The organism is Lysinibacillus sp. A4, from assembly GCF_024919535.1.
Lineage (GTDB): Bacteria > Bacillota > Bacilli > Bacillales_A > Planococcaceae > Lysinibacillus > Lysinibacillus capsici.
This window is the reverse complement of record NZ_JANWTB010000004.1, coordinates 364388-383975: the sequence shown is the minus strand read 5'-3', so window position 1 is coordinate 383975 and position 19588 is coordinate 364388. Positions and strand designations below refer to the sequence as shown.

Genomic DNA, 19588 nt, shown 5'->3' with positions numbered 1-19588 from the left:
TCGTTATTAATGAATAAATGTTTTATGGCACTATATTGGATGCGATGTCTTTCGCATTGGTGCATAAATGCAGTCATTTATTCGCGAGGTAGCAATTATTTGCTATAAAAAAGGGTGGTACCATGGAAAGTCTTTTTCATCCCTACGTAAGGTAGTTCTTTGCGTGTGGAGAAAAAGGCTTTTTATTATTTTCACGATGCAATTGAACAGCCTCTCAACGAAAAGGATGAGAGGAATAGTCAATCCAGCTATTGACACTTCACTAATCTACAACACTGATGTGTGAGTTTGAAAGAAATGAAGGAGGCATAATTTGATGAGTGCGAATGTTTCAATCAATGAACAAGAACAATTAGCTACAACAGCAACAGCTGAACAAACCTATCAAGCGAAGGACGGTGCAGATGTATTAGTGCAGGCATTGCACGATCAAGGGGTTGAAATTGTCTTTGGCTATCCAGGAGGAGCCGTATTACAAATTTATGATGCGATGTATAAAAACCCAATTCGCCATATTTTAACAAGACATGAACAGGGTGCTATTCATGCGGCGGAAGGCTATGCTCGTGTTTCAGGTAAAACGGGCGTTGTTATTGCCACAAGTGGACCTGGTGCAACAAACCTTGTAACAGGTATTGCGGATGCCATGATCGACTCTATTCCATTGGTTGTTTTTACAGGACAGGTTGCGACATCTGTGATCGGAACAGATGCTTTCCAAGAAGCCGATATTATGGGGATTACAACACCGATTACAAAGCACAACTATCAGGTGCAGGATGTCAATGATATTCCCCGCATTGTGAAGGAAGCTTTCCATATCGCTAGCACAGGTCGTAAGGGACCAGTTGTCGTGGATTTCCCAAAAAACGTTTCCCAAATGTTGTTTGATGTAGAGAATCCACCGCAAGCACCTGATGAAATTTATTTACCAGGCTATCAGCCAACATATAAACCAAATTATCTACAAGTCCAAAAGGCGATTCAAGCCATTTCATTGGCAAAAAACCCAATCATCTTAGCGGGTGCAGGTGTTCTTTTTGCGGATGCACGTGAGGAATTAACGACTTTCGCAGAAAAATATCGTATTCCAGTAACGAACACATTGCTAGGATTGGGCTCCATCCATGGTGAACATGACTTATTCCTTGGGATGGCAGGGATGCATGGTACAGCTACAGCAAATACAGCGATCACAAAATCGGATTTATTACTCAATATTGGGGCACGATTTGATGATCGTCTAACAGGTAATCTAGCTACATTTGCACCAAATGCAACGATTATCCATATCGATATTGATCCTGCTGAAATTGGCAAAAATGTACCGACAGATATTCCAATTGTTGCTGATGCCAAGGAGGCTTTAAAAGCACTATTGAAAAAGGATTTCCAAGGTCCTGATACAGCCGATTGGTTAGCTTATTTAAGGAATCATGCGATGGAATATCCATTATGGTATTGCAAGGATACAAATACGCAAGAAATCCTACCACAAGAGGCATTGCAATTAGTGCACAAGGTAACTGAAGGTAATGCCATTGTGACGACAGATGTTGGGCAGCATCAAATGTGGGCAGCGCAATATTATCATTTAAATAATGATCATTCATGGGTAACGTCTGGTGGACTTGGTACGATGGGCTTCGGCTTCCCGGCCGCAATTGGCGCCCAATTTGCGAAGCCAGACAAAAAAGTTATTTCGATTGTAGGAGATGCAGGATTCCAAATGACGGCACAGGAGCTATCCATCCTACAGGAATTTAACTTACCAGTAAAAATAGTGATTTTGAATAATAGCTGTCTTGGCATGGTACGTCAATGGCAACAAACATTCTATGAAGAGCGCTATTCATCATCACTTATGCCGATCCAACCAGATTTTGTTAAGTTAGCTGATGCTTATAACATTAAAGGTTATCGTATTAACACAATCGATGAAGCAGAGTCTATTTTCCGTGAGGCACTGTTGTCTGATGAGCCAGTATTAATTGACTGTCGAGTGAAACAGCTTGAATGTGTTTACCCAATGGTAGCACCTGGCACAGGCTTACATGAAATGATTGGGGTGAAAAAAAATTGAAGCGAGTAATTACCGTAACTGTGATTAACCAAAGTGGTGTATTAAACCGTTTGACAGGTTTATTGATGAAGCGTCAGTTCAATATTGAATCGATTACAGTAGGTCATACGGAGCAACCGAATTTTTCAAAGATGACCTTCGTTGTCAACATAGAGGACGAACGCAAAATTGAGCAACTAGTGAAACAGCTATCCAAGCAAATTGATGTGTTAAAGGTCAATGACATTACCGATAAATCGATTGTTCTGCGAGAGCTAGCACTAGTAAAGGTGATTTCCCCACCAAATTTACGTTTGGAAATGAATTCAATTGTTGAACCGTTCCGCGCCCAAATTATTGATACAGCCAAAAATGTTGTGACGTATCAAGTAGTAGGGCATCCAGAGAAGATTGATGCCTTTATCGAACTCATTCGACCATATGGCATTAAAGAACTTACACGTACAGGGGCAACTGCCTCCGTTCGTGAAACACAAAAAGTCTCAAACCCGCAGCTCTCTATTTTAAAATAGTTTGCATATAAAAATGAATAGCTTTATAGACAGAGCAAGTATCTAAAGCTATAAAAAACAAAACATATTCTAGGAGGAAATTAACAATGGCTACAATGTACTATGAGCAAAATATCAACGAGGACGTATTAAAAGGAAAGAAAATCGCAATTATCGGTTACGGTTCACAAGGTCATGCACATGCTTTAAACCTTAAAGAATCAGGTTTTGACGTGGTAGTAGGGGTTCGTCCAGGTGGATCCTTCGATGCGGCAAAAGCAGATGGTATTGACGTGAAAACAGTGGCTGAAGCAGCACAAGAAGCAGATGTTATCCAAATTCTACTACCAGATGAGCGCCAAAAAGCAGTTTATGAAGCGGAAATTGCGCCACATTTACAAGCTGGTAAAGCATTGATGTTTGCACACGGCTTCAATATCCATTTCGGTCAAATTACACCACCAGCAGACGTTGACGTATTTTTAGTAGCACCAAAAGGACCAGGACATCTAGTTCGTCGTCAATTCCAAGAAGGTGCTGGGGTACCAGGACTATTCGCTATTCACCAAGATGCTACAGGCCAAGCAAAAGATTTAGCACTTGCGTATGGTAAAGGAATCGGTGCTGCACGTGGTGGGCTTCTTGAAACAACATTCAAAGAAGAAACAGAGACAGATTTATTCGGTGAACAAGCGGTACTTTGTGGTGGTGCAACACAGCTAGTAAGAGCAGGATTCGAAACATTAGTAGAAGCTGGTTATCAACCAGAATTAGCCTACTTTGAAACACTACATGAGCTTAAATTAATTGTTGACCTAATGTTTGAGGGCGGTATGGCAACAATGCGCTACTCAGTTTCAGATACAGCAGAGTGGGGAGATTATGTTGCAGGACCACGCATTATCGATGAGTCTGTAAAAGCTCGTATGAAAGACGTATTAACAGATATCCAAGATGGTACATTTGCTCGTCGTTGGATTCAAGAAAATGAAAATGGTCGTCCAGAATATACAAAATTCAAAGAAGCTGGTGCGAACCATCAAATCGAAGAAGTAGGCGCAAAACTACGTGCTATGATGCCATTCATCAACGAAGGTAAAGAAAAAGTTGTGAGAGAAGTGGCGACAAGTGCGAAAAATTGATATTTTCGATACTACGCTTCGCGATGGTGAACAATCTGCTGGGATCAACTTAAACACAGCCGAGAAGATTGAAATTGCCAAACAATTAGAGCGCCTTGGTGTGACAATTATAGAAGCAGGATTTCCTGCTTCGTCACCCGGTGACTTTGATGCAGTCCATCGCATTGCAGGTACAGTAAAAAATTCCATTGTGACGGGGCTAGCTCGCTGTATCCAAAAGGATATTGATGCTACATGGGAAGCGATAAAAGTAGCACAACAGCCACATATTCACATTTTTCTAGCCACATCACCTATTCATATGGAATACAAATTAAAAAAATCCCCTGAGCAAGTGGTGGAGCAAGCGGTAGAGGCTGTTAAATACGCTAAAAAGTACTTCCCACTTGTACAATGGTCTGCCGAGGATGCATTCCGCTCTGATCGTGAATTTTTAGTGCGAATTATGAACGAAGTGGTTGCTGCTGGTGCAACAACGATTAATGTTCCAGACACTGTAGGGTATGCATCCCCGCAAGAATATGGTGCATTATTTAAGTTCCTACTGGAAAATGTCAAAGGTGCTGATAAAGTGAAATTCTCTGCCCATTGTCATGATGATTTAGGGATGGCAACAGCTAACACGATTGCCGCAATAGAAAATGGTGCTGCACAAGTCGAAGGAACAATCAATGGTATCGGCGAACGCGCAGGTAATGTGGCACTCGAGGAAATTGCTGTAGCACTTCATATTCGCAAGGATATTTATCAGGTGCAAACGGGCATTCAGTTGCAAGAAATTAAACGTACGTCTCAATTAGTCAGTAAATTGACAAATGTTGTGATTCAGCCAAATAAAGCGATTGTAGGAAGAAATGCTTTTGCACACGAATCGGGCATCCATCAAGACGGTGTCTTAAAAAATCCAGAAACCTATGAAATTATTTCACCTGCTTTAATCGGCGAAGGTGAGATTCCATTAGTTCTCGGGAAACATTCTGGTCGTGCAGCCTTCCGTGATCGTGCGGAAACAATGGGCTTCCATCTTTCTGATGAAAAGTTGAACAAAGCATTTGTGGAATTTAAAAAATTGGCTGATCGTAAAAAAGAAATTACAGAGGAAGATTTACTTACTTTACTTACTGAGCAACAAGTTCAAGTAGAAGATGTACCACTCTTTGAGTTGAAAATGGTGCAGGTGCAATATGGTACTGAAAATATTCCTACAGCTACAGCCATTGTGCTTACACCTGAGGGACTAGAAAAAACCGTTGTAGCTACTGGCTCTGGTTCTGTAGAAGCAATTTTTAATACACTGGAGCAACTTGTACCTGGAGCTGTACATGTCATTGATTACCGTGTGACTTCGGTTGGCAAAGGACGAGATGCACTGGGTGAAGCGGTTATTAATATTCGCTATGATGAGGTTTCGACTACAGGCCGTAATTCCTCTCAAGATGTTTTAGAAGCATCGGCAAAAGCTTATTTAAATGCTATTAACCGTCATTTAATTCAAGCAAGCCTTCGCGCACATCCTGTATAGGTTTCTGAGGTAGTGAATTGTATGAAGTACCATTCACAAGTCGGATGCAATGATGTCATGGCGTATTGTATCAATTAACCAAAAATTACGCTTAGACGTAATGACTACGCTCACCTCGATAAAAGGTAGGTGAGCGTCTTTACTAAATTAGCGAATACGCTATACAAAGAAAGGTGTTTTGACGATGGAGAGAAAAATTACAGTACTTCCCGGTGATGGAATTGGGCCAGAGGTTGTTGCTTCTGCTGTACGTGTATTACAGGTGATTGGTAAACGATTTAATCATACATTTCATTTAGGATATGCAACAATTGGTGGTGCTGCGATTGACCAGCATAATAATCCATTACCTGATGAAACAATCGAGATGTGTGAAAATAGTGATGCGATTTTATTAGGAGCTGTAGGTGGTCCAAAGTGGGATCAAAACCCTCCTGAATTGCGCCCAGAGAAAGGGTTACTACGAATTCGGAAACACTTCGATTTATTTGCCAATCTACGTCCAGTAAAGGCGTTCCCGAGTTTACTAGATGCTTCACCATTAAAGCGTGAAGTGGCTGAAAACGTTGATTTAATGATTGTACGTGAACTAACAGGCGGCGTATACTTCGGGGAACCACGTATGCGTACTGAAAATGGCGCAATTGATACAACGGTTTACTCTAAAGCAGAGGTAGAGCGTATCGTTGAAAATGCCTTTGAACTAGCACGTTTACGTGGTGGCAAATTATGCTCTGTTGACAAGGCGAATGTGCTTGAAACAAGTCGCTTATGGCGTGAAGTTGTAGAAGCAAAGAAAAAAGAGTATCCAGATGTAATCGTAGAACATAACCTAGTAGACTCTGTCGCAATGAAACTTATTACAAATCCTGGACACTATGATGTAGTCGTTACTGAAAATATGTTTGGTGATATTTTAAGTGATGAAGCATCTGTTATTACTGGTTCTCTAGGTGTTTTACCATCAGCATCCATTCGTGGTGATAATTTTGGCTTATATGAACCAGTACATGGCTCCGCACCAGAAATTGCAGGGCAAGGTGTAGCAAATCCTGCTGCAACCATTTTATCCGTAGCGATGATGCTGCAATATTCATTTGGCTTAAAAGAAGAAGCAGCAGAAATTGAACGCGCGGTAAGTGCAGTATTTGATGATGGCTACTTTACAGCAGATCTTGCTCGTGACGGCAGTCGTATTTTATCAACTAATGAATGGACAGATAAGGTAATTAACGAAATTGATACTAGCTTTGTATCACAAAGTATTATGACAACATATATTTAAAGAAATAGGTGAAGACAATGGGTAAAAATATAATTGAAAAGATTTGGGATAAACATGTTGTTTATCAGGAAGAGGGCAAACCGGACCTGTTATATATTGATCTTCATTTAATTCATGAAGTAACATCTCCGCAAGCTTTTGAAGGGTTACGCATGAACGGACGTAAAGTGCGTCGTCCTGATTTAAGCTTTGCGACAATGGATCATAACGTACCAACAAAAAATTTACCAACTATCCATGATCCCATTGCGCGCAATCAAATCGAAACATTAGCTAAAAATGCTGAGGAATTTGGCGTTGAGTTAGCAGGCATGGGTCACCCTGACCAAGGGATTGTCCATGTGATTGGGCCAGAGCTTGGATTAACACAGCCTGGTAAAACCATTGTTTGTGGTGATTCTCATACATCGACTCACGGTGCCTTTGGGGCCATTGCATTTGGTATTGGAACATCAGAGGTGGAGCATGTATTATCGACGCAAACATTATGGCAAAATAAGCCGAAAACGATGGAGATTCGTGTTGAAGGGGAGCTACCAGTTGGGGTAGCGGCAAAGGATATTATTCTAGCCATCATTGCCAAGTTCGGAATAGGTGTTGGTACAGGACATATTGTGGAATTCACTGGAGAGGCTATCCACAAACTATCTATGGAAGAACGCATGACGATTTGTAATATGTCAATTGAGGCAGGCGCAAAAGCAGGGCTTATCTCACCTGACCAAACAACAGTCGATTATATTCGTGGACGCAAATATGCACCGCAGGGAGAAAAATTGGAAGAAGCAGCCGCTTACTGGTTAAGTCTTGCTTCAGACGAAGATGCAACGTACGATACGGTTCGTATTATAAAAGCTGAAGAAATTGAACCAATCATTACGTGGGGAACAAACCCATCGATGGGTACTGGTGTTTCTGGGCATGTTCCAACACAAGCAGATTATGAGGATGAATCAGACAAGGCTGCACTTCAAAAAGCACTTGCCTATATGGGCTTAGAGGAAGGCCAGCCATTAACATCCATTGACATCCAGCATGTCTTCATTGGCTCCTGTACAAACTCACGCATTAGTGATTTGCGTGCAGCTGCTGATGTCATCAAAGGGCGTAAGGTGCATGACAAGGTCACAGCCATCGTTGTCCCAGGCTCACATACAACGAAAAAACAAGCAGAGGCAGAAGGTTTAGATAAAATATTTATGGATGCAGGCTTTGAATGGCGAGAGTCTGGTTGCTCGATGTGTCTTGCGATGAATGATGACGTCGTACCAGCTGGAGAACGCTGTGCCTCTACCTCAAACCGCAACTTTGAAGGACGTCAGGGCGCTGGAGCTCGTACACATTTAGTGTCACCACCAATGGCAGCAGCCGCTGCGATTGCAGGTCACTTCGTCGATGTACGTGAATTTGTGAAGGAAACAGTGTAAGTCTTGCTTTACTCGGGAAGGGATGATTGAAAAATGGAACCAATTAATATCGTAAATAGTGTCATCACACCACTTGATCGAAAAAATGTTGATACCGATCAAATTATTTCAAAAGAATTTCTAAAACGTATTGAGCGCACAGGTTTTGGACAGTTTTTATTTTACCATTGGCGTTTCGATGCACAAGGGAATGAAATAGCTGACTTTGTATTAAATAAACCTGAATTTAAAGAATCTAAAATTCTAGTGGCGCAAGATAATTTCGGCTGTGGCTCCTCTCGTGAACATGCACCATGGGCAATTTTAGATTACGGTTTTAACGTTGTGATTGCACCTTCTTTTGCAGATATTTTCCATAATAACTGCTTCAAAAACGGTATCTTACCGATTAAGCTAACAGAATCGGAATGTGATGCTATTTTAGAAAAAGGCTTAGCAAAGCCCTATAGTATGGAAGTAAATCTTGCAGAGCAAACCGTAACAGGGGAAGATGGTACAGTCTATCATTTTACAATTGACCCATACTATAAAGAAACGTTACTGAATGGCTGGGATGAAATCGCCTTAACCTTTAAATATGAGGACCACATTGCCGCATATGAGGCGAAGCGACTAGCCTATTAATTGATATGACTGAAGACAAGTTTTATGTTGTCTTCAGTTTTTTTGTGTTTGTAGTGCATTTCCTATATGAAATTATTTATAATAAAGGAAACATCAAATGCGAAGGTGGCACTATGTTATCATTATAAAAATATTTGTATATTAAAGGACAAATTCAGCCAGCTTTTGAAAGCGTCATCTCAAGCATTGTTTCCATAACAGGAAGAGAGCCTGAGTGACTAGATCGTTTTCATTTAACGAGTAAAAGAAGCTCGTATCGATTTACAGTAAGTGAAAGAATTTAGGGCATCCCTAAAACAGTCGATAGGTTTTTAGTTTATACGAATTTTTCTATTGTTAAGCTACTGAAATGATACTGCTCATTTCAGTTGTTTTTTGTTTGATCAAAAGATGAAAGGTGGAATTCCATGATTACAGTTATAGGAAGTTTAAATATGGATTTAGTTGTACAAATGAATGCTTTTCCAAAGCAGGGGGAAACCATTCTAGGTAACTCGTTTCAAACAGTTCCAGGAGGAAAAGGGGCTAATCAAGCAGTTGCCGTAGCTCGTCTTGGCAGTGAGGTGGCGATGGTTGGCTGTTTAGGGAATGATCATTTTGGTGAGACATTACATGCTGCTTTACAGCAAGAGCAGATTCAGACAAACGCCATTGTAAAAAGCACCACTGCTCCTACAGGAATTGCTAATATACTTATTTACAATAACGATAATCGAATTGTTGTCGTACCTGGAGCTAATTATGACCTAAGCATATCCCATCTTGAAGCTTCAAAAGAGTTGATACAAAAAAGTCACTTGGTAATTATACAGCTTGAAATCCCTAAAGAGACGACAGCCCATGCCATTCATTTATGTAAAGAAGCGGGTGTTCCGATACTGTTAAACCCTGCTCCAGCAGCCAATTTTGATGTGCAGTGGATGGACGATATTACCTATTTAACACCTAACGAGACAGAATGTGCTGAAATTTTTAACGAGCCAGTGGAACAAGTTTTAGAAAAATATCCTAATAAATTAATCGTGACGCTAGGAAGTGACGGTGCACGTTATTTCGATGGCTCCTATCCAATTCATGTTCCAGGTTATATGACAACAGTCGAGGATACAACGGGCGCAGGTGACACCTTTAATGGTGCTTTAGCCTATGCTTTAGTAGAAGGGCAATCGTTGGATGAGGCTGTATATTTTGCTAATATCGCTGCTTCCTTATCTGTAGAGAAACTAGGTGCCCAAGGTGGAATGCCATTACTTGGAGCTGTTTATGCACGTATGGCTGGTTTGGAGGAATAGGACAAAGGTCAGCTATTCAGCAACCTTGGAGAGAAATCTCCAAGCCTAATACTTCTAAACTCATAGCTGGGACTATTCCCTTTAGTCTGTGTAGCAATCATATATGAAGCAGACAGGAAATAGGTGTAAGGATGAATTCCTATTTGTCGTATAAACGTATAAGTATATTGTCCTCTTTTCATCAATCCATGTATTAGAAAAGCCATAGTTTCATTTATAATGGTCTTATAGATACATACGAAAAGAGGTTTTGAGGATGACGAACATTGACAATACGCCAATCGAAAATACAACCTCAGCGAATAATATTTTGCCGCAATTTGTTGACCAACTACGACACTTGTATGGCATCATCGTCCAAAATACATATGTGAAAGATACAGCAAAACATTTAAATCGAATCATTCAAGATGCCAATAACCAGACGATGATTTTAATAGTTGGAAAAGAGCGGGTGGGCAAAACAACACTTGTGAATGGACTTCTAGGACGCGAAATATTATCGGTAGATGATCAGCATCCAACAAGTGTAAATACGTTTATACGCTACGGCGAACAAGAAGAGATTAAAGCTTATTTTTTAGATGGTGTTGTCGCTGTATTTGATCTCAGTAAATTAGAGCTACTAACAACTGGCGATACGTTTGCTTCCCAGATTTTACGTGAACACTTAGATTACCTAGAAGTCTATTTGAAAAATGATTTATTAAAATCCGTGACAATAATTGATTCTGTGTCATTAGAAGCAGGCGGAGGAGAAATGGCTTATTTTTCAGAGGCGCTTATGAACCGTGTTGATGAAATTTTCTGGGTGTTACGCGCTGGTTCAATGGCAATGGATGCTGAACTTCTCTTGATTGAAACGTTAAAGAATAAAGGTGTTGAACCTTTATGTGTCATCAACGGCATCGATGATGAGGAACATGCTACGGCATTTATGGACTCTGAACAACAACGTATTGGTCATTTGATGAGTGATTTTATAGGGATTTCAGCAATTAATGCACTAGTAGCCAAACAAACAGACAGTCATGAGCTTTGGCAAAAAAGTCAGTATGATCAATTAATTGCTCACATTCATCGTGTGGCTGAAAATAGTGATAAAAAAACATATGCCATCCTAATTCGCTTCTTACAATGGCTTGAACGATTCCGCTTCGAATTAACTGTAATTCCACAACGAGATCCATTTCAATCTGCTGTAGAGAATATTGAAAAATACGCAGGCGATACCCAATATGAATATTCTCGCTATCAACGTGACTTAGCAATTGTCAAAGAATATGAGCAAGAATATGAACAGGTAGCGAACACGTTTAAACAGGTTCAAACACTGTATCAGCTATTACAAACGATAGCGCAACATGATTATTTACACGATTCCAAGGTGGAAGAATTTACTGAAATTGCTGTGCACTATCAACAAATGTTGCGTGAATACCGCAACATGCACAGTGAGTATTTACGCGAATATGAGCGTTTAGATGCACAACATAAAAAAATTCATGGTAAAGGTCTTATGAAAGCTTTCTTTGGCCAACATACGCAAAATGAATTTTTCAAAGAGCGTGTTCAAAAACTCAATGAGCAGCAAGAGGTTTGTGTCGCCCAATATGCCAAGGTACAACAAGCAGAGGTTTCAATGCTACAGGCGATTCGAGATACACAGCCTTTTTTGATTGATTTAGTGAAAGTACGCATGAGCCGTATTGAACAAAAAGTACAGAAACTAAATCAACAGCGTGCAAAAGATAAGCGTCAGTTAAAGCGCTATGCTGAAAAATTAAATGAATTTTCTTGCTTAATCGAAGCACAGGGTTATATAAAAGAGCATCTTCAACCATTTTTAATGAATGAGCAAATGCCGTTGAAATCGAAGGATATTGCCATGCTTGAGGAAACTGTGCAGGCTATTTTAGCCATTGATTTATCAAACAATGGCTTACTCGCAAGAAGTCAAATGAATAATAAAATGGAAAGTATTGCAATACCTTTTGAGGTGCAAGAAAAATATCCCCTGCAAATGCTTGACTTAAGGGAAGAAGATGTAAAATCAAATGATATACCCGAAATACCTAAAAAATTAGTTGTACAATATGAAGATTAGGTTTTCACCAAACGTTCTAAAAGTAGCATGCTTTTAGAACGTTTTCTTTATGATATGAAACAAATCATTCCAGTTTTACGTATAAGTAGTAAGGAGGGATACACTTGATTGAAATAAATGGACGCTTCACGAATGCAAAAATCTTTGCGCAAACAGCATTACAAACAGCTGTTGATCAGATTCAAGAATTAACAGACCAGGCTTTTATGGCAGGCACTAAAGTACGTATTATGCCAGATTATCATGCGGGTAAAGGATGTGTCATTGGCACGACCATCCAATTGCAAGACCGTGTTGTACCCAATCTTGTCGGCATTGATGTGGGGTGTGGTGTATTTGTAGCACAACTTGACGTAACAACAGTTGATTTTGCTCAACTCGATGCCATCATTCGCACATATGTACCAAGTGGGCAGGATATTCATAAAGAAGTATCGCCAAGCCGACATTTTGTAGAGTTTGAAGGTAAACAATTTCGAGCAAGCGGCTTGAAAGACGACTATACGAACTTGTCATTAGGTACACTTGGGGGAGGCAACCATTTTATTGAGCTTGCCAAAGATGAAGATGATCAGCACTATTTGCTCATCCATACGGGGTCACGCTATGTAGGGGCAAAGGTTGCTAATTGGCATCAAAAAAGAGCTTATGAAAATTTACGTCGAGAAGATTTGACAGAAAAAATAGAGGCAATGAAACAGCAAGGACGACAACAAGAGATTCAATCCATGATACAAGCCTATAAAGAACAAACACCGTTCGTTCCGAAAGACTTGTCATATTTAGAGGGTGAAGCTTTCCATGATTATATCCATGATATGAAGATTGCACAGCAATTTGCACGGATGAATCGTTGGACCATTGCAGAAACCATTGCTAAACAGATGGATTGGCATTTTACAGATACGTTTGATACGATTCATAACTATATCGATACAGAAACGATGACGCTTCGCAAAGGGGCTGTTCGTGCAAATAAAGATGAAAAGCTAGTTATTCCAATGAATATGCGGGATGGATCTCTGATTTGTATAGGGAAAGGCAATGCGGAATGGAATTATTCAGCCCCCCATGGAGCAGGACGCATGTTTTCACGACGCGCAGCGAAAAAAGCTTTGAATATGGCCGATTTTAAAGATACGATGCAGGGGATTTGGACAACATCAGTCAATGAAGAAACATTGGATGAGGCACCAATGGCCTATAAGCCGATGACAGAAATTACTTCTGCGATTGGGGAAACTGTAGATATTGTCAAAGTTATTAAACCTGTTTATAACTTTAAAGCGAGTGAAGCTACAAAGCCATATGAGCGAAAGCGTTAAGGTCGAGAAGGAATCATCACTATAATCATTATTCTATAGATGATATAATATAGCTTCACAATGATGAAATGGGTGGTTTTTTTGGTATCTTCAAAAGATGTGGCGAAGCATGCTGGTGTCTCACAAACAACTGTATCTAGAGTATTGAATACACCAGAGCTTGTAAAGCCAAAAACAATTGAAAAAGTAATGCAGGCGATAGAGGAACTAAACTATGTGCCAAATGATATAGCAAGATCGCTTGTTCAGAAAAAAACAGGTATTATTACATTGATTTCGGGGCCCTTACACAACCCTTTTTTTGTTGATACAACTACAGCCATCGTGAATTATGTTAATGCACGTGGCTATAAAGTTAATGTCTATTTTGGCACAGAGGATAATCTTAATTCAATCTACAATGCAGTTTTAGAAACGAAAGCAGACGCAATTATATTGTCTTCTATGTTGTATCAAGATGATTTATTTTATAAACTAGAAAAACTAGCTATTCCATTTATTATGTTTAACCGTAAGCATAAAGAGAATAGACATTTTGTAGAAATTGATAATGTTCAAGCAGGTTACCTTGCGACCAAGCATGTCCTATCATTAGGGCATGACTCTTTATGTTGGATAGGGGGTCCACATCAAATGAGTACCTTCTATGGACGCTATCTGGGATTTGAACAAGCTTTACAGGATTATGGGCTAGATGCAAAATTAGTGCCTACTTTTTTAACGAACACCAATAAAATGGATATTGAACATGCGTTTGCAGAGCTTTTACAACTCGAAAAAAGACCAACAGCTATTTGTGCTGCTACGGATGCCATTGCCATTGAAATATTGAATCTTTGTTTAGAGAGAGGTTTTCAGGTTCCGAGAGATTTTAATATCATTGGTATTGATAATGTAGAGCTTAGTAAACATCACTCTATTGCCTTAACAACAGTAGGTTTAACATCAGAAGAGAACTTAGGTTTTATTGCTATCGAAAAATTATTTGAGGTAATGGAGAAAAAAAGTACTTGCATTAGACAAACAGAGTCTGTTAAGATTTTCCCAAGAAATACAACGTGTAAAATAAACTGATAGACCATCAGTTTATTTTTTACACCAAAATGGTTACGTATTCATTTCTTTATTTTCTGAAATGAATACGTAACCATAAAAAGAAAGGAGTGAATTACGATTGAAAAAGGGCTTATGGATTAATGGAGAATGGAAGATGACTGCTGAATGGATGGAGATCCATGCTCCCTATTCACAAGAGGTATTGGCACACTTTGCGATGGCCACTGAAAAAGATGTACAGGAGGCCATTGAAAGTGCGCATGCTGCAGCTCCTCAAATGGCTGCATTAACTGCTTTTCAACGAGCAGAGATATTAGAGCAGTTATCCACCCTTTTTGCAGAAAATAGAGATGAAGCAGCAAGTATCATTGCAATGGAATCAGCTAAACCGTTAAAGTATGCTTACGCTGAAATTGATCGCACAGTTGAAACCTATAAATTTGCGGCAGAAGAAGCAAAGCGACTTACTGGTGAAATGGTTCCAATGGATGCATCAAAAAATGGAGAGGGGCGCTTTGCTTATACATTAAGAGAGCCAATCGGTGTTGTGGCAGCGATTACACCATTTAACTTTCCGCAAAATCTAGTAGCACACAAAGTTGGGCCAGCATTAGCCGCAGGCAATACGATTGTATTGAAACCTGCCACACAAACAGCGCTATCCGCCCATTTTTTGGCAAAATTATTGGCGCAAACAAATTTACCAGCAGGTGCCTTTAATCTTGTAACTGGACAAGGTAAATTAGTAGGCGATGCATTTTTAGCACATCCAAATGTTAAGATGATAACGTTTACAGGAAGTCCAGCGGTAGGGATTTCTCTACGCAATCGTGCAGGCTTGAAGAAAGTAACCTTAGAATTAGGTTCCAATGCAGGCGTAATTATCGATGAAGGGGTACAGCTAGAGCGTATTATGGATCGCATTGTGATGGGGGCCTTTTCCAACCAAGGTCAAGTCTGTATTTCTTTACAACGTATCTATGTCATGGAAAGTATGGTGGAGGAATTTTTAATACGGCTGAAGGAAAAAATAGAGCAGCTTACAATTGGTGATCCAATGGATAATCAAACAGATCTTGCTATGATGATTTCACAAGCTGAACAACAGCGTGCTTATCAATGGATTGAAGAGGCAGTAGCTGAAGGGGCACAAGTAATTACAGGTGGTCACATTGACAATCATATTTTATTGCCTACTGTTTTATATAATGTTCAGCCACAGAGTCGTGTATCCTGTGAAGAAATTTTTGCACCTGTTGTTATCGTCAATACGGTATCCACCATTGATGAAGGGATAGCGGCTATCAATAATTCTCACTATGGCCTACAGGCAGGCATCTTCACTCCTTCTATTCAGACAGCTTTTCAGGCTACAAAAGCACTGCACGTTGGTGGAGTCATCATTAATGATGTACCTACTTATCGAGTAGATCACATGCCATATGGTGGTGTAAAGGAAAGCGGCACTGGCCGTGAAGGCATTAAATATGCGTTAGAAGAAATGACGGAAATGAAGCTAGTAATTTGGAATAACCAATAACTAATAATCACGAATGGAGATGGGAAAATGAAAATGATTAAACAACATCCAAAATTGTATGTGATGGACAATGGTACGATGCGAATGGATAAAAATTATATGATTGCGATGCACAATCCCGCAACCATCGATCATCCAAATCAGCCAAATGAATTTGTTGAATTCCCTGTTTATACAGTATTGATTGATCATCCAGAAGGCAAAATTCTATTTGATACTGCATGCAATCCAAACTCGATGGGTCCAGAAGGGCGATGGGGTGAATTTACGCAAAAAGCATTTCCTATTAATATGCCAGAAGAATGCTATTTACATCATCGTCTAGAAGAATTAAATGTTCGTCCAGAGGATATCAAATATGTTGTTGCTTCCCATTTGCATCTCGACCATGCAGGGTGCTTAGAACTCTTTACAAATGCCACAATTATTGTACAGGAAGATGAGTTTAATGGCACATTACAAACATATGCTAGAAACGTGAAAGACGGTGCCTATGTTTGGGGTGACATTGATATGTGGATTAAAAACAATCTACAATGGCGCTTAATCAAACGTGGCGAGGATCATGTAAAACTAGCTGAAGGGATACAAGTATTAAATTTTGGTAGTGGTCATGCTTGGGGAATGCTAGGTTTGCATATTCAAATGCCTGACACAGGTGGTATTATTTTAGCTTCAGATGCCATTTATACGGCAGAAAGCTTTGGGCCTCCTGTCAAGCCACCAGGCATTATCTACGATTCTGTAGGTTATAATACAACAGTGGAACGGATTCGAAGACTAGCAAATGAAACAAATTCACAGGTATGGTTTGGCCATGATCCTATTCAATTTAAATCATTTAGGAAATCAACGGAAGGCTATTATGAATAGATAGGAGTAGAGAAACCATGCATAAATTAACCTTTACGCCTGCTAGCTATACTGGCTGGGGCTGTTTGAGTCAGCTTCTGCTAGAGGTAAAGAAGTTTAACGCTCACAATATTTTGATCGTGACAGATCCATTATTAAAAGAAATAGGTCTAACGGACAATGTTGAAAAGCCTTTGATTGAGAAAGGCTATACAACAACCATTTATACGGATATTGCACCAGAGCCTCCGCTTGCAATTGGCGAAAAACTGGTTGATTTTACGAGAAAGCATCCATTTGATTTGGTGATTGGTGTAGGTGGGGGCAGTGCACTGGATTTAGCAAAGCTTGCCGCCGTATTAGCAAAACATGATGGAAAAGTTGCAGATTATTTAAACCTAACAGGAACGAAAACATTAGATAATAAAGGGTTACCTAAAATCTTAATTCCTACCACTTCTGGGACAGGCTCGGAGGTAACAAATATTTCTGTGCTATCACTGGATACAACCAAGGATGTTGTGACACATGATTATTTATTAGCGGATGTAGCGATTGTAGATCCTGCCTTAACGATTTCCTTACCATCGAAGGTGACAGCGGCGACTGGGGTAGACGCGTTAACTCATGCGATAGAAGCCTACGTATCAGTAAATGCGAATGCAGTAACGGATGCACTTGCACTACAAGCTATCCGATTAATTAGCCAGTCAATCCGAACAGCTGTCCATAATGGACAAGACAAGCAAGCGCGCACAGATATGAGTTATGGCAGCTATTTAGCAGGATTAGCCTTTTTCAATGCCGGTGTAGCAGGCGTCCATGCTTTAGCCTATCCCCTGGGAGGTCAGTTCCATATAGCTCATGGTGATTCCAATGCAGTACTATTACCATATGTCATGGGGTATATTCGTCAAAGCTGTGAAAAACGAATGAAAGATATTTTAGATGCCATGGGAATATCATCATCCTATTTATCGCAAGAAGAGGCTTCCTATAAATGTGTTGATGCCTTACAACAACTCGTTCAAGATGTGAAAATTCCCTCAACATTACAAGGATTCAATATCCCTGCATCAGCACTTGAACAGCTAACAGAGGATGCTACAAAACAAACGCGTATTTTAGCGCGAAGTCCAATGCCATTAGAGCGCGAAGATATCTATCAAATCTATCAAGCTGCCTTTGATGGAGTGGTAAGAGAACCATAAAGAACCTGAGAAACGTTGATTTTTCAACGTTTCTCTTTTATTGCATCTTTTGAAAATTCCACAAGCAAGATAGATACCTAAAAAAATCTGCCTTCATGGCAGATTTTTTTATAAGAAATATTATGCTTCTGTATCTGGTGTAAATGTACGTGTAGCCAACTCTGCATCTAGCATAAAGATTGCGTTTGAGTCAGTTTCGATACGCTCGATTTTACGAATTAATGTATCAAATGTAGATTCTTCTTCTACTTGCTCGTCGATAAACCATTTTAAGAAGGCCATTGTCGCATGCTCACGTTCATCTAAAGCAATGTCTGATAAATTGTAAATACGGCGTGTTACTTCTTTTTCGTGTGATAGAGCCGTTTTAAAGGCATCTAAAATGGATTCGAAATGATTGCTTGGGCTTTCAAAACCTTGAATTGTTGCGCGGTAGCCCATATCACTTAAGAAATTATAAAATTTCATGGCATGGAAGCGTTCTTCTTCTGCTTGTACTAAAAAGAAGTTAGCGAAGCCATCATAATCTTGATCTGTGCAATAGGCTGCCATTGCCATATAGGCATGCGCAGAGTAGAATTCAAAATTCATTTGTTCATTAAGAGCTGTGTGTAGTTTTTCAGATAACATAAAAGTTTTCCTCCTTTTGCAGTAAATGACTTCTTTACTAGTATACAGCGTAGAGGCAGTAACATACAAAAAATTTAATTTTTAAAGCAATTCATGCAAAAAAATAATTGATATTCGTTCTCAATTAGAAAATAACTTCTTTTATATTTTTAAGAAAATAAAAAAATCACCCCGATCATAATCGAAGCGATTTTTCATTATTATTGTTCTTGTTTCTTTTGATTTTTGACACCGATTAGGTAGCCACCTAATGCGATAGCAATTAAGACAATCCAGAAAATAGCTTTCCAAAGAGTGGAGTGGGGGAATTCGTGTGGAATCACACCCAATTTTTCATGTGCTAATGTTAATACAGCTAATTTTACACCAACCCAGCCGACAATTAGGAAAGCAGCTGTTTCAAGTGATGGGAATTTGTCGAGAACCTTTACAAACCAACGAGCTGCGAAACGCATCATGATGACACCAATAATACCACCTAAGAACATTACTGCGAACTGACCTGCGTTAATACCGCCAATATCAAAATCACCGATATGTGGAAGTGTGACAGCAATGGCAACCGCCGCAAGAATAGAATCCACAGCAAATGCGATATCAGCAAGTTCTACTTTTACAACCGTCATCCAGAAGCCAGATTGTTTTTTAGGCTCTTGAATTTCTTCGGAGTTTTGAGATGCTTTCCGCGAATCATAAATATGCTTAATAGACATAAACAGTAGATAAGCGGCACCTATTGCTTGAATCTGCCAGAAATTAACGAGCGTTGTAATAAGGAATAATGCGGCAAAACGGAAAACAAATGCCCCCACCAATCCATACAATAAAGCTTTTTGTTGTTGTGCCTTTGGTAAATGCTTAACCATAACAGCCATTACGACGGCGTTGTCTGCTGCTAACAAACCTTCTAGTACAATTAATACGACAAGTACCCATGCGTATTCTAAAAATATTGCCTCCAAATTTATTGCCTCCTTTAATTGTTGAACAGAAATGAATGG

General features: G+C 39.6%; 16 protein-coding genes. 14 read left to right on the top strand and 2 right to left on the bottom strand.

What is annotated here, in order from left to right; genetic code table 11:
* Positions 1-316: 316 nt before the first annotated feature.
* The 14 genes from ilvB to NY607_RS10500 all read left to right on the top strand — a co-directional run bounded on the left by ilvB (position 317) and on the right by NY607_RS10500 (position 17957).
* A complete protein-coding gene (gene ilvB, locus NY607_RS10565) occupies positions 317-2083 on the top strand; it encodes a biosynthetic-type acetolactate synthase large subunit (protein ID WP_054550476.1) in 1767 nt (588 codons plus the stop codon).
* A complete protein-coding gene (gene ilvN / locus NY607_RS10560; RefSeq protein ID WP_016991907.1) occupies positions 2080-2595 on the top strand; it encodes an acetolactate synthase small subunit in 516 nt (171 codons plus the stop codon). Before ilvB ends, ilvN begins: the two co-directional genes overlap by 4 nt.
* 86 nt (positions 2596-2681) lie before the next feature.
* Positions 2682-3716: a ketol-acid reductoisomerase gene (gene ilvC, locus NY607_RS10555; RefSeq protein WP_016991908.1), complete on the top strand. Its 1035-nt coding sequence runs from the start codon at positions 2682-2684 to the stop codon at positions 3714-3716.
* Positions 3703-5238: a 2-isopropylmalate synthase gene (locus NY607_RS10550; protein ID WP_048392386.1), complete on the top strand. Its 1536-nt coding sequence runs from the start codon at positions 3703-3705 to the stop codon at positions 5236-5238. The genes ilvC and NY607_RS10550 overlap by 14 nt, the downstream gene beginning before the upstream one ends.
* Before the next feature lie 184 nt (positions 5239-5422).
* Complete coding sequence (gene leuB / locus NY607_RS10545; RefSeq protein ID WP_004231422.1) at positions 5423-6523, top strand: 3-isopropylmalate dehydrogenase; 1101 nt, start codon at positions 5423-5425, stop codon at positions 6521-6523.
* Positions 6524-6540: 17 nt separating this feature from the next.
* On the top strand, positions 6541-7950 hold the full coding sequence (gene leuC, locus NY607_RS10540) for a 3-isopropylmalate dehydratase large subunit (protein ID WP_048392387.1): 1410 nt from the start codon (positions 6541-6543) through the stop codon (positions 7948-7950).
* A gap of 33 nt (positions 7951-7983) precedes the next feature.
* Positions 7984-8574, top strand: coding sequence for a 3-isopropylmalate dehydratase small subunit (gene leuD / locus NY607_RS10535; protein ID WP_259419649.1), 591 nt, complete (start codon positions 7984-7986; stop codon positions 8572-8574).
* Between the two features lie 407 nt (positions 8575-8981).
* Positions 8982-9866: a ribokinase gene (gene rbsK, locus NY607_RS10530; protein ID WP_259419648.1), complete on the top strand. Its 885-nt coding sequence runs from the start codon at positions 8982-8984 to the stop codon at positions 9864-9866.
* A 256-nt stretch (positions 9867-10122) separates the two neighbouring features.
* Positions 10123-11973: a dynamin family protein gene (locus tag NY607_RS10525; protein WP_048392390.1), complete on the top strand. Its 1851-nt coding sequence runs from the start codon at positions 10123-10125 to the stop codon at positions 11971-11973.
* Between the two features lie 104 nt (positions 11974-12077).
* Positions 12078-13298: an RtcB family protein gene (locus NY607_RS10520; RefSeq protein ID WP_259419647.1), complete on the top strand. Its 1221-nt coding sequence runs from the start codon at positions 12078-12080 to the stop codon at positions 13296-13298.
* 72 nt (positions 13299-13370) lie between these two features.
* On the top strand, positions 13371-14372 hold the full coding sequence (locus NY607_RS10515; RefSeq protein WP_259419646.1) for a LacI family DNA-binding transcriptional regulator: 1002 nt from the start codon (positions 13371-13373) through the stop codon (positions 14370-14372).
* Positions 14373-14472: 100 nt separating this feature from the next.
* Entirely contained in the window at positions 14473-15894 is a 1422-nt protein-coding gene (locus tag NY607_RS10510; RefSeq protein WP_259419645.1) for an aldehyde dehydrogenase family protein, read from the top strand.
* A 27-nt stretch (positions 15895-15921) separates the two neighbouring features.
* A complete protein-coding gene (ahlS, locus tag NY607_RS10505; protein ID WP_115673339.1) occupies positions 15922-16767 on the top strand; it encodes an AhlS family quorum-quenching N-acyl homoserine lactonase in 846 nt (281 codons plus the stop codon).
* A gap of 17 nt (positions 16768-16784) precedes the next feature.
* The gene (locus tag NY607_RS10500; RefSeq protein ID WP_048392395.1) at positions 16785-17957 is read left to right on the top strand and encodes an iron-containing alcohol dehydrogenase; all 1173 of its coding nucleotides are present in this window, start codon (positions 16785-16787) and stop codon (positions 17955-17957) included.
* 120 nt (positions 17958-18077) lie between these two features.
* On the opposite strand, the gene NY607_RS10495 is transcribed toward NY607_RS10500, so the two are convergent.
* Both NY607_RS10495 and NY607_RS10490 read right to left on the bottom strand, forming a co-directional pair.
* Positions 18078-18587 (bottom strand): ferritin, encoded by a 510-nt coding sequence (locus tag NY607_RS10495; protein ID WP_259419644.1) that lies wholly within the window; start codon positions 18585-18587, stop codon positions 18078-18080.
* A gap of 200 nt (positions 18588-18787) precedes the next feature.
* Positions 18788-19549, bottom strand: coding sequence for a TerC family protein (locus tag NY607_RS10490; RefSeq protein ID WP_016994674.1), 762 nt, complete (start codon positions 19547-19549; stop codon positions 18788-18790).
* Positions 19550-19588 lie beyond the last annotated feature (39 nt).

Bases quoted from the DNA above. Each gene is read 5' to 3' on its own strand.
- ilvB (WP_054550476.1), top strand. From the start codon at position 317: ATGAGTGCGAATGTTTCAATCAATGAACAAGAACAATTAGCTACAACA.
- ilvC (WP_016991908.1), top strand. From the start codon at position 2,682: ATGGCTACAATGTACTATGAGCAAAATATCAACGAGGACGTATTAAAA.
- leuB (WP_004231422.1), top strand. From the start codon at position 5,423: ATGGAGAGAAAAATTACAGTACTTCCCGGTGATGGAATTGGGCCAGAG.
- leuC (WP_048392387.1), top strand. From the start codon at position 6,541: ATGGGTAAAAATATAATTGAAAAGATTTGGGATAAACATGTTGTTTAT.
- leuD (WP_259419649.1), top strand. From the start codon at position 7,984: ATGGAACCAATTAATATCGTAAATAGTGTCATCACACCACTTGATCGA.
- rbsK (WP_259419648.1), top strand. From the start codon at position 8,982: ATGATTACAGTTATAGGAAGTTTAAATATGGATTTAGTTGTACAAATG.
- NY607_RS10525 (WP_048392390.1), top strand. From the start codon at position 10,123: ATGACGAACATTGACAATACGCCAATCGAAAATACAACCTCAGCGAAT.
- ahlS (WP_115673339.1), top strand. From the start codon at position 15,922: ATGAAAATGATTAAACAACATCCAAAATTGTATGTGATGGACAATGGT.
- NY607_RS10500 (WP_048392395.1), top strand. From the start codon at position 16,785: ATGCATAAATTAACCTTTACGCCTGCTAGCTATACTGGCTGGGGCTGT.
- NY607_RS10495 (WP_259419644.1), bottom strand. From the start codon at position 18,587: ATGTTATCTGAAAAACTACACACAGCTCTTAATGAACAAATGAATTTT.